The sequence below is a fragment of the Tepidiphilus succinatimandens genome, from assembly GCF_006503695.1.
Classification (GTDB): domain Bacteria; phylum Pseudomonadota; class Gammaproteobacteria; order Burkholderiales; family Rhodocyclaceae; genus Tepidiphilus; species Tepidiphilus succinatimandens.
On the sequence record NZ_SBIK01000012.1, the window covers coordinates 68,439 to 79,814 of the forward strand.

General features: G+C 67.4%; 10 protein-coding genes. 2 read left to right on the forward strand and 8 right to left on the reverse strand.

Annotation, left to right across the window (positions count from 1 at the left end):
* Window positions 1–14: 14 nt before the first annotated feature.
* From gmhB to EPD82_RS08520, 4 genes are all read right to left on the reverse strand, one after another.
* Window positions 15–593: a D-glycero-beta-D-manno-heptose 1,7-bisphosphate 7-phosphatase gene (gene gmhB / locus EPD82_RS08505; protein WP_141056407.1), complete on the reverse strand. Its 579-nt coding sequence runs from the start codon at window positions 591–593 to the stop codon at window positions 15–17.
* An 18-nt stretch (window positions 594–611) separates the two neighbouring features.
* A complete protein-coding gene (locus tag EPD82_RS08510) occupies window positions 612–1,478 on the reverse strand; it encodes an NAD(P)-dependent oxidoreductase (protein WP_141056408.1) in 867 nt (288 codons plus the stop codon).
* Between the two features lie 31 nt (window positions 1,479–1,509).
* Window positions 1,510–4,296 carry a bifunctional diguanylate cyclase/phosphodiesterase gene (locus EPD82_RS08515; RefSeq protein ID WP_141056409.1) on the reverse strand — a complete coding sequence of 929 codons (2,787 nt, stop codon included), beginning with the start codon at window positions 4,294–4,296 and terminating at the stop codon, window positions 1,510–1,512.
* 86 nt (window positions 4,297–4,382) lie between these two features.
* Entirely contained in the window at window positions 4,383–5,999 is a 1,617-nt protein-coding gene (locus EPD82_RS08520; protein WP_055424204.1) for a methyl-accepting chemotaxis protein, read from the reverse strand.
* Between the two features lie 168 nt (window positions 6,000–6,167).
* On the opposite strand from EPD82_RS08520, the gene EPD82_RS08525 reads away from it, so the two are divergent.
* On the forward strand, window positions 6,168–6,617 hold the full coding sequence (locus EPD82_RS08525; protein WP_141056410.1) for a DUF1178 family protein: 450 nt from the start codon (window positions 6,168–6,170) through the stop codon (window positions 6,615–6,617).
* A gap of 11 nt (window positions 6,618–6,628) precedes the next feature.
* On the opposite strand, the gene EPD82_RS08530 is transcribed toward EPD82_RS08525, so the two are convergent.
* Genes EPD82_RS08530 through EPD82_RS08545 form a run of 4 tightly spaced genes read right to left on the reverse strand, consistent with a single transcriptional unit; the run spans window position 6,629 to window position 10,221 of the window.
* A complete protein-coding gene (locus EPD82_RS08530) occupies window positions 6,629–7,966 on the reverse strand; it encodes a nicotinate phosphoribosyltransferase (RefSeq protein ID WP_141056411.1) in 1,338 nt (445 codons plus the stop codon).
* A 38-nt stretch (window positions 7,967–8,004) separates the two neighbouring features.
* Window positions 8,005–9,435, reverse strand: coding sequence for an RtcB family protein (locus tag EPD82_RS08535; RefSeq protein ID WP_141056412.1), 1,431 nt, complete (start codon window positions 9,433–9,435; stop codon window positions 8,005–8,007).
* Between the two features lie 10 nt (window positions 9,436–9,445).
* Window positions 9,446–9,859 (reverse strand): archease, encoded by a 414-nt coding sequence (locus EPD82_RS08540; RefSeq protein WP_141056413.1) that lies wholly within the window; start codon window positions 9,857–9,859, stop codon window positions 9,446–9,448.
* Entirely contained in the window at window positions 9,856–10,221 is a 366-nt protein-coding gene (locus tag EPD82_RS08545) for an ArsR/SmtB family transcription factor (RefSeq protein WP_141056414.1), read from the reverse strand. Before EPD82_RS08545 ends, EPD82_RS08540 begins: the two co-directional genes overlap by 4 nt.
* A gap of 111 nt (window positions 10,222–10,332) precedes the next feature.
* Between EPD82_RS08545 and EPD82_RS08550 the strand changes: the two genes are divergently transcribed.
* Window positions 10,333–11,376 (forward strand): efflux RND transporter periplasmic adaptor subunit, encoded by a 1,044-nt coding sequence (locus EPD82_RS08550; protein ID WP_141056415.1) that lies wholly within the window; start codon window positions 10,333–10,335, stop codon window positions 11,374–11,376.

Here is an 11,376-nt window from a genome sequence, read left to right on the forward strand (position 1 = left end):
AGTATAACCGATTTTCATGAATTTGGCATGCCATTTTTCAACGTAGACATCCGCTCCACCACCTCGCTCAGCCCCGAGACCCGTTGCGCCTCCGGAAAGGAAGAAAGATCCTTTTCCTGCCCCGGCGGCACGACGAGGTACAGCGAAGGGATGCCGGCGGCGCGGCCGGCTTCGAGGTCGCTGATCTTGTCGCCCACCAGCAGCGAGCGCGCGAGGTCGATGCCGTGTTCTTGCGCGGCGCGCAGGATCATGCCGGGCTCGGGCTTGCGGCAGGCGCAGGCGCGGGTGTAACGCGCCACGCTTCCTTGGGGGTGGTGCGGGCAGTAGTAGATGCCGGCCAGTTCGATGCCTTGCCTGTGCAGGAACGCGCGCATGCGCTCGTGCAGGGCGAGAACGTCGGCTTCCGCGCACAAGCCGCGGGCGACGGCGGATTGATTGGTGATGACGACGAGGAGATAGCCTTTCTGCTGCAGGCGGCGCAGGGCATCGATCACGCCAGGCAGAAAGGCGAAGTCTTCCCAGCGGTGGACGTAGCCGCGATCCTCGTTGAGCACGCCATCGCGGTCGAGAAAGGCGGCGGGTCGTCCGCTCATGCCGCACCCCATCGGCCCTCACCCCAGCCGTTCGAAGAGCTTGAGCACGGCGATCGAGTCTTCTTCGCCCAGGCCGGCGCCGACGAGGGCGTTGAACCACTGCGCGGCGGCGGCCGACAGGGGCGCGGGAACGCCGCTGCGGTGGGCTTCGTCGAGCACGATGCGCATGTCTTTCTGGTGCATCCAGGCCTTGAAACCGGGGCGGAAGTTGCGCGCGAGCATGCGGGCGCCGTGGTTTTCCAGCACGCGCGAGTAGGCAGAGCCGCCCAAGAGCGCCGTGCGCACGCGTCCGGGGTCGACGCCCTCGGCGCGGGCGAGGTTGAAGGCTTCGGCCACGGCCACCACGGTGACGCCGGTAAGGATCTGGTTGCAGGCTTTGGCGACCTGGCCGGCACCGCTTTCGCCGATCCAGGTGATGGTGCGCCCCATCGCCTCGAAGAGCGGCTGCGCCGTGGCGAAGGCGGCTTCGTCGCCGCCCACCATGAAGGTGAGCGTGCCCTCGATGGCGCCGGTTTCGCCGCCGGAGACGGGGGCATCGAGCAGGCGCACGCCGCGCTCGGCGAGCCGCGCGGCGATGCGTCGCGCTGCCTGGGGCGAAATGGTGCTGGAATCGATGTGGATGTGCCCCGGCTGGGCGCCGGCGGCCACGCCGTGCTCGCCCAGGGTGACTTCTTCCACGTCGGGGGCGTCGGCCACCATGGAGCAGGTGATGCGCACGGCGCGGGCGAGTTCGGCGGGGGAATCCGCGGCGATGGCGCCGAGCGCGATGAGCGGCTCCATGGATTCGCGCCGGCGCGCCCAGACGTGCACGCGGTGCCCTGCACGCAGGAGGTTGAGCGCCATGGGGCGCCCCATCAGACCAAGACCGATGAAACCGACATCCATGGGGAGTTCTCCTATCGGGGGTGAAACGGAGTCAGGGCAAGGAGATCGGCTTGCCGATCGCGTATCCTTGCAGGTAGTCGACGCCCAATCGCTCCAAGGTTTGCGCGATCTCGGGGGTGCTGACGAATTCGGCCACGACCTGCATCTCGGTTTCGTGGGCGAAATGGACGGCGGCGGCGATGACCCGCCGGACTTTTTCTTCTTGCACCACCTTGGTGACGAGCGAACCGTCGAGTTTGAGGTAATCGGGCGAGAGTTCGATGAGGGTGGCGAGATTGGAGTAGCCGCTGCCGAAATCGTCGACGGCAAGCTGTGCGCCATGGCGGCGGATGTCTTCGGCAAAGGCGCGCACGCGGGCGAAATCCTCGATGGCTTCGCTTTCGGTGATCTCGAAGATGAGCCGCTCGCCTTGGTGCTTTTTCAATTGATCGAGAAGGTAGGCATAGGTTTCGCCGTCGGCGAGGTCGATTGCCGAGAGGTTGATCGAGATCTGGCTGCCGGTGCGCCGGGCCGCCTCCAGCGCCAGGTCGAAGACGCGGCGGGTGAGGCGGCCGTAGTGGCCCGTGGGCTTGACGATGTCGAGGAAGACGCCGGGAGAGAGGATTTGCCCCTGGCGGTCGTACAGGCGCACGAGCGCTTCGTATTTGGGTGGATGCTGCGCCGGCCGCACGGGGACGATGGGTTGGAAATGGCAAAGGATGCGGGATTCGGCCAGCGCCGCTTTGACTTCGTTGATCCAGAAGCGGTTGTTGAGGTAGGACTGGTCCTGGGCGTTGAAGGCGGGGATGCGGTCGCGCACCCCGCTTTCCTTGGCCTTGTGCAGCGCCGCCTCGGCGAGCGCGAGCAGGTGGTCATCGCCCTTGGCAATGCCGAAATAGAGGTCGATGTCGACTTCTTCGCCGTCCATGCCGGGCATGGGCAGAGTGCGCAGCGCGCGGCTGGCGGCGAGCAGTTCGGCCTCGAACGCGGAAAGGGAGAGCCCGTCGGGCGGGATGAAGGCGAAACCGGCGCCATAGTTGCGATAGATGCGGATACCGAGCGGCTGGAGTCGCTGCTGCAGACGCACGGCCAGTTCGATGATCAACCGGTCGCCCGCCTCGAAACCGTAGTAGTCGTTGATCGACTTGAAGGCGGCGATGTCGGCCAAGGCAAGGAGGCGGCAGTGACCGCGTTCGAGGTCTTCGATGAGCTGGTTGCGGTTGGGCAGGCCGGTAAGGCGGTCGGTGCGCTGCTGCTCGAGGAGCTGCTGGCTGACGATGATCTCGGTGATGTCCTTGGCGATGCCGATGTATTCGACGGTGTCGCCGTTCTCGTCGAACAAGGGGATGATGGTCGCCTTGAGATAGTAGGTGTGCCCTTCCTTGCTGCGGTTCTGGATGATGCCGCGCCAGATCTGCTTGTCCGCGAGGGTGCGCCATATCTCTTCATAGACCGCCCGCGGCATGTCGGGATGGTGCAGGAGGCGGTGCGTGTGGCCGATGAGCTCTTCGGCCCGATAGCCGCTGACGCGCTCGAAGAGGGCATTGACGTAGGTGATGCGCCCTTGGAGGTCGGTGCGCGAGACGATGGCGCTCTGATCGAGGGCGTAGCGGTACTGTTCGAGAAAGGTGAGGGAGTGGGAGAGCTCCTGGGAGGTGACGTCGCTCAGGCGGGCGAGGGCGCGCAGCGTGAGATTGGGTTCGGGCAGATGGCGCGGCAAGGAGATGGGGCGCGGCCGGATCGTGTCCGTCTCGGCGAGCACCACCAAGGTACAGGTCATGTTGAGCAGGCGGTTGTCGCCGGGAAGGTGGAAGAATTCGCCGTAGGTGAAGAATCCCGCCGCCGGCGCCAGGGCAGCGAGGGGGGCGAGTTCGAGCGGGGTGTGTTCCCCCAGGTAGAGCCGGCGGCCGAGGCAGGAGAACACATAGACGGCTTCGGCGGGCACGCTGCGGCTAAGCTGCTGGGCGGTGGCGTGGGCGCGCTCGAGGAGGGTGAAGATGTCGCCGACGCCGAAGCGCACCGGCTGTTCGGGGCGCAGGGTTCCACCGAAGCGCAAGGCGCCATCCTCGCTCAGCCCTACGGGAAGGCGGGCAACGTCGAGGCCGCGCTGACGGGCGATGAGGGGAAACGCGGCCAGTGACAGGGGGATCTGCTGCAGGACTTCTTCGCCGAGGTAGTGGCGGTACACGTCGAGCACGGGCTTGCCGTCGATTTCATTGACGTATTCCCCGTGGCTGCGCGTCAGACGCATGGGCTTGCCCGCCGGGGTGAAGTTGAGGAGCGAGGCGGTGTGCAGGCGCAAGCGCTCCCCGCTCAGGGCGGCGAGCACTACGCCGCGCGAGTGGACGTCGTTGCCGTGGATGACGAAAGAGCCTCGAAAGAGAACGGTGTCGGCAGCGATGCCGCCGGCCACGACCAGATCGGGGGCGGTGCGCGCGAGCCCTTCGAGGAAGGCTTCGGGATTTTCATGCAGGATGTTGCCGAAGGCGAGCAGGAGCCGGACTCCACGGGCGGCGAGTTCGGCGCCGAGCCGCTCTCCATCCGCGGCCTCGGCCTGGGGAAGGTAGCGCGTCTCGATCTGCGTGTGCTCGAAGATCGACACCGAGAGCACGACGCCTTCGTCGTGGACGCGCTCCCCAGCGATCGCGCCGGCCGTGGAGGCGCCGATCACGGCAAAACCGTGCAACGCCTGCAGGCGCTCGAGCACGGGACGCACCTGCTGCGGTTCAGCCGCCGCTGTGAAGACCTGGACGAGCCCCCGCCGGCGGGCAAGCCCGTGCGTGTCGATGAACGCCTCGAGTTCGGCGGCGTCGCGATAGACGTGGAGAAGGTGTTCCATCGGGTCCTCGGTAGGCGGGGAGAGGCCCCCGCCGACAAGGCGTAACTATAACCCGACGAACGTCTATTCCTCCCCGTGCATGACGATCACGCGCGGAAGGAGTGCTGCAGCCCCTCTTCGGCCTGTCGCGCGACTTCGAGGAGGAGTTTCGCCTTTGCTTCGCTGTCGCCGGCCCGCTCGGCCGCCCCGTCGGCCGCCTGCGCCGCCTGTTCGACCTGCTGGGCGAGCAGCTGCGCCGCCTTGGCTTGTTCCTCGATGGCGTGCGACATGGAAGAGACCGCCTCGCGCGCCGCGTCGATCGCCGAGGAGATGGCGCGCAGTTCGCCTTCGACGCTGGCGGCGAGCGTCTCGCCCTCCTCGACCCGCTCGCGCACCTGGGCCATCTGGGCGCCGGCGTCGTTGGATTGCTGCTGGACCTGGTCGATGATCTCGCGGATCTCGCGGGTGGACGCAGCGGTGCGTTCGGCAAGCTTGCGCACTTCGTCGGCGACCACGGCAAAGCCGCGCCCGTATTCTCCGGCCCGCGCGGCTTCGATGGCGGCGTTCAAGGCGAGCAGATTGGTCTGGTCGGCGATTTCCTGGATCGCCTGGGCGATCGAGGAGATGCGCTGCGCCTGTTCGATGAGGGCCGAGACGGCCGTTCCCGCCCGTTGCGTGATCTCGACGATGTCGCGCATCTGGTGCGCCGTGCGCTCGATGATGGCCACGCCAGTGAGGCTGCGCTGCTGCGATTGCGCGGCGCGCTCGTCGGCGAGGTGAGCCATTTCGTTGAGCCGGTCGATGTTGGCCGAGAGTTCCTCGATGGCGGCGGCCATCTTCTCCGCGTTCTCGGCGGCCAAGGCGGCGGCACGGCGGGCTTCGGCCGCGTCCGTGCTTTGTTCCTCCGCGGCGGAGCGCACCCGGGCCAAGACGGCTCGCTGGGCGAGGACCAGGTCGCGGATGGCGTCGCGCAGGCGCCCGATGGCGGCGATGATGCGGCCGAGTTCGTCGTCGGAGGCAGGCGGCAATACCGCGGTGAGATCACGCCGGTCGACCACCGCGCCCACCGCCTCTTCAGCCTCGGCCAAGCGGCGGCGCAGCATGCGATCCATCATGATCCCCAAGACCAGCGCGAAAGCAACCATCGCTGCCGAAGAGACCGTCACCATGGTGGACCAGAACGCCGCCTCGCGGCGATATTTTTCGAATTCCTCGTCGTTGGCCTTTTCACGCCAGGCGATACGCTTTTCTAGCCTCGCCTTGAGGTCGCGCCAGGCGGGGTTGAGCTCTCGCAGCACGATTTGACGCGCCTGCTCGATGTCGCCCCGATCGACCGCCGCCTGCAAGCGCTGCACCGCCGGCACGACGCGGTTCTTCCAGTCGCTGACCATCCCCTGCAGGTCTTCGCGGACTTCCTTGCGCCGGGCCTTGGCAATGACCCCTTCGAGCAGGCGGGGGAATTCCTCCAGCGTCCTGGACAGGTTCTCCTTAGCTTGGGCATCTTCAGGCAGCAGCACGATGCCCCGGGCCGCGGCCTGCAGCTGGATGCCGGCGCGGTTGGCTTCGCGCATGTCGACGGTATTGGGCAGGATGGTCGTCTGCGTCGTGAGCAGGTGGCCGGCGAGCATGTCGCGCGTGTACCAGGATACCCAGCCCGTGGCCGCACTGCCGAGCACGATTGCTCCCATGCTGGCCATGAGGGCGGTGCGTAGTTTGAGCGCCATCGCTTTGCTCCCAGAGATTCGAGGTTCGACTGTGTGGGTTATCGACCATTGGGGGAAAAACTTGAGCCCCTGCCGGCCCTGGCACGAACTTTTGTCTCACTGCAGCATCCGAATGGGCAAGACGGAGCATGCTATGATCGATCATTTGGATTTGCTCGGGGAATATCGGTGATCGTCGTCGATCTGCTATGCGCTTCGACGCATCGTTTCGAGGGGTGGTTTCCCTCGGCCGAAGCGCTGGAGGCGCAACTGGCCCAAGGCGCGGTGCGCTGCCCGCTGTGCGGCAGTGCCGAGGTGCGCCGCTTGCCCAGCGCCCCCTACGTGCATACCGGCGAGCGCGGCGCAGACACGCCCGAACCGTCCCCGCCCGCTCCGGCCCCGGCCACGGTCGCACCCGATCCGCAGCGCCTGGCGCAGCTGTGGCAGACCCTGCGCGCGCTGGGGCGGCAGGCCGAGGACGTGGGGGTGCGCTTCCCCGAAGAGGCGCGCCGCATTCACCGCGGCGAAGCCGATGCGCGCCCCATCCGGGGCCAGAGCAGCGCCGAAGAATTCCTCTCCTTGCTCGAGGAAGGCATCGAGGTGTTGCCTCTGCCGCCACTCGACGAGGAGATGCACTGATTCACGGGCTCTCAATGCGCTTCGGCATCGAGCCGTGCCGCCAGCGCCTGCAGTTCGCCGGAAATCGTCACGGGATACGGCGGGGCGTCTTCGAGCGCGCGCAGCGGTTCCGGTAGCAGGCGCAGCTGGGCGGCGGCGTAGGTGCGGGCCGCCGTGAGCCCGGAAAGGGTATCGAGCCGGCACCCGCCGCGCATCACCGGCACGAGGAGCGCCTCCCCTTCCTGCGCTTCGTGCGCCAGCCCCACCACGTCGCCCGCCATGCGCCCTTGGGCATCGTAGCGACGCCACACTTGTTTGCGTCCCGGCCAGGTCGCCTTGCCGGCGGAGCGTTTGCGGCGCGGTTTGCCGGCGTATTCCTCGAGCTTGTAGGCGCAATCGAGATAGGGGACGTCGGCAGAGGTGTCGAGCTTGGTGCCGATGCCGAAGCCATCGATGGGCGCGCCCTGGGCGAGCAGCTCGCGCACGCGGTATTCGTCCAGATCGCCACTGGCGAAGACAATGGTGCGCTGCAAGCCCCCCTCGTCGAGGATGCGACGCACGCGGCGGGCGAGTTCGCCCAGATCGCCGCTGTCAATGCGCACCCCCTGAATGCGGATTCCCTCGGGTTCGAGTTCCTTGGCGAGCGCCACCACCTTGCGCGCGGCGGCTTCCGTATCGTAAGTGTCGATGAGCAGCACCACGTTGCCGGGTTGCGCCCGGGCAAACCCGCGAAAAGCCTCCAGCTCGTCGTCGTGCGCCTGGATGTAGGAATGCGCCATGGTGCCGTAGAGCGGGATGCCATAGCGCTGGCCGGCAAGCACCGTGGCCGTGCCGGCAAAGCCGGTGAGCCAGGCCGAACGCGCCGCCAGCACCCCGGCTTCCGCGCCGTGCGCGCGGCGCAGGCCGAAGTCGACGAGCGTCTTGTCCGGGGCAACCAGCACCGAACGCGCGGCCTTGGAAGCGATGAGGATTTGCAGGTGCAGCAGGTTGATGAGCCGGCTCTCGATGAGCTGGGCCTGCGGCAGGGGCGCGGTGATGCGCACCACCGGTTCGTTAGGGAAGAAGACCGTACCCTCGGGCATGGCGTCCACGTCGCCGGTGAAGCGCCAATCGGCCAGCCAGTCGAGGAATTCCGGCGAGAAGCGTCCGCTCGCGCGCAGCCAGTCGATCTCGTCGGTGCCGAAGCGGGCCTGTTCGAGGAACTCGACCAGCGGCTCGATGCCGGCGGCGACGAGGAAGTTGCGCCCCGGGCGCAGTTTGCGCACGAAGAGTTCGAACACGGCGGTATCGTGCATGCCGCGCTCGAAATAGCCCTGCAGCATGGTGAGCTGGTAGAGATCGGTCAGAAGCAGGCTGTGTTCGCTGTCCATCGAAGATCCTTTCTCCCATTCATTTTTCTGCTTGCCTCTCACCCCTTGATGCACACCAGGGGCACGAGCTTGGCCACCTTGCGCGCGAGCCCGGCGCGGTCGGCCGCATCGACCACGGCGCTCACGTCCTTGTACGCTTCGGGCGCCTCTTCGGCCACACCGCGAAACGAGGGGCTGCGCACGATCACGCCGCGGCGCGCGAGCGATTCGACCACTTCCCTTCCCTGCCAGCGCTTGAGCGCCTGCTGCCGGCTCATTGCCCGTCCGGCGCCGTGGCAGGCGGAGCTGAAGGCGAGCGCCTCGCTCTCGCGGGTGCCGACGAGTACGTAGGAAGCCGTGCCCATGCTGCCGCCGATGAGCACCGGCTGACCCACGGCACGCAGCGCCTCGGGCAGTTCCGGATGCCCCGGACCGAAGGCGCGCGTCGCCCCCTTGCGATGCACGTAGAGCGTACGCTTGCGCCCGTCGACCTCGTGCGTTTCCACTTTACAGGTGTTGTGCGAGACGTCGTAGAGCAACGGCAGCGACAGGCCAGTGAAGAATTCGGCGAAGACCTTGCGGGTGAGGTGGGTGAGGATCTGGCGGTTGGCGAGCGCGCAGTTGATGGCCGCGCGCATCGCCCCCAGATAGCGCTGCCCCACGGGCGAAGTGATGGGCGCACAGGCCAACTCCCGGTCCGGCAAAACGATGCCGTAGCTCTTCGCCGCCAGCGCCATCTCTTTGAGGTATTCGGTGCCGATCTGATGCCCCAGTCCCCGAGAACCGCAGTGGATGCTCACCACCACCTGGTCGCGCACCAGGCCAAAGGCCGCCGCCGTGGCCTCGTCGTAGATCTCGGCCACGCGCTGCACTTCGAGGTAGTGGTTGCCCGAGCCGAGCGTGCCCATCTCCTCGCGCTGGCGCTTCTTTGCCTGCGCCGAGACGGCCTTGGGATCGGCCCCGGCCATGCAGCCGTGCTCCTCGATGCGCTCCAGGTCGGCCGCTTCGCCGTAGCCCTGCGCCACTGCCCAGCGCGCCCCGCCACGCAGCATGGCATCCATTTCGGAATCCGACAGGCGAATCTGACCCGTGCTGCCCACGCCGGCCGGAATCGCCGCGAAGAGCGCTTCGGCCAGGGGCTCCTGAACTTCGAGGATCGCTTCGACCGGCAAGCCCGTGAGCAGGCAGCGCACGCCGCAGCTCACATCGAACCCTACCCCTCCAGCCGACACCACGCCGCCCTCGTCCGGATCGAAAGCGGCCACCCCGCCGATGGGAAAGCCATAGCCCCAGTGCGCATCGGGCATGGCGTAAGAGGCGCGCACGATGCCGGGCAAGGTGGCAACGTTCGTCGCCTGCTCGCGCACCTTGTCGTCCATCGCCTGCAGCAGCGCCTCGTCGGCGAAGATCTCCACCGGCACGCGCATCGCTCCGCGCGGCGCGAGCCGCCAGTGACAGGGGCCGAGTCGCTCGAAGCCTTTCAGGTCCATGACTTTTCTCCTACACGTCCACGACGCATTGTGCGATCCATTCTTCTCCCTGCCGCGCCACTTCGAGCGCAGTGAAGGTCGCCCCCTTGGGTTCGACCGCCGGCTGGTGCCGCGACCGATCCACCGGTTCGCCCCAGGCGGTGGCTTCCAGCCGGTCGCCCTCGATGCGGACCTCGTAGCGGGAAAAGAGCATGCGGCGCGTGGCCATCTCATAGATCAGGGCATTGAGCCAGTCGACGAAAAGGAACTCCGGATCGGGCGCCTGGCAGCGGATCGTCACCGGGATGCGCGGCGCGACGAGGGCCGGATCGGTGACGATGGCCGTGAGCGCGAGCCCCGCCTGCGCGAATGCCTCGGCGAGCGTCGCCCCGCGCCCGCGCACGCCGATGTCCGCTTCGTGTTCGAAATGCTCCCAGCCGTTCATGGTTCTCCTGGATGCTCCATGGAAGGCGCATCCTGCCGCCATGCCTGAGGCACTTGCGCCGCCTGCAACAGGCGCCGCGCCAAGTTGCCGCACACCAGCTCGCACAGGGCATAGACCGAAGGATCGGCGATGCGGTAATAGACCGTAGTGCCCTGGCGCCGGCGCTCGAGCAGACCGTGCTTGGTCATGAGCGAGAGGTGGCGCGAGATGTTGGCTGCAGTATAGCCGCAGCGCTGGGCGATTTCACCGACACTGCGCTCCCCTTCCTGCAGCAGGTTGAGGATGTGCAGGCGCGTGGGCTCGGAGAGCACCTGGAAGTAGCCGGCGACCTGTGCCATGATTTCAGAAGGAATTTTTTCCATCGTCGGGCTCCATTGCGACGGCAGGTAGCGCGATTCGAACACTAGTTGACTATTTAGTCAAACGATTAAATAATAAAGCCGAAGAACGCCCGCCAGGAGAGGGAGGAGAACATGGGACCGAGGCGCATCGTCATGCTGACGTTGCTCGCCTGCACGCTGAGCCATGGCACGGGGCTGATGGCAGCGCCCGAAGCCGGGCTCGAAACGGTGGTCGTGCAAGCCGAGCGCGACTCCGCGCACCACAGCGCCGAGGGCACGGTCGAGGCGGTGCGCGACACGCTGATGACGGCGCAGGTGGCCGGTGTGATCGTCTCCCGGCCGGCGGAAGTGGGCCAGCGCGTACGGGCGGGTGAAGAACTGGTGCGCATCGATCCGCGCGCCGCCGAGGATCAGGCCGCCGCCAGTGCCGCCCAGGTCCAGGCCGCGCGCGCCGAGCTGCAGGTCGCCCTCAAGGAGTACGAGCGCCAGCGGCGCCTCTTCGAGAAAGCCTACATCAGCGAGGCAGCGTTCGACCGCGCCCGCGCCCAGCGCGACGCGGCCCAGGCGCGCGTGGCCGCGCTCGAAGCACAGGCCAAGGCCGTACACACCCAGGCGGGCTATCATCGGGTCACCGCCCCCTACGACGGCATCGTGAGCGAGGTGCCGGTGGTGCTGGGCGAGACGGCGCTTCCCGGCCGGCCCTTGGTGCGCCTCTACGATCCGGGGGCGCTGCGCGTCACCGCCGTCGCCGCCCAGGGCGAGGCGGCCACGCTGGTAGCGGAAGGAACCGTGGACGTAGAGATTCCCGGATTCCCCGCCCTGCATCTTCCCGCCGAGCGGGTGCAGATTTTCCCCGCGGCAGACCCTTCCACCCATACGGTGCAGCTGCGCCTGCCGCTCCCTCCCGAGGTGCGCGGCCTCAAGCCGGGGCTCTTCGCGCGGCTCTCCTGGCGCAGCCCGGGCGCAGCCGCAGGCCAGCGTTTCCTCGTGCCGGCGAGCGCCGTGGTGCGCCGCGCCGAACTCACCGGTCTCTACGTGCTCGACCGCGACGGCAAGCCGTTGCTGCGGCAGGTGCGCCTGGGACGGGTCGAAGGCGAGCGCGTCGAAATCCTCAGCGGCGTGGAAGAAGGCGAGCGCGTGGTGACGAACCCCGAACTCGCCGCACGGGAACGCTGA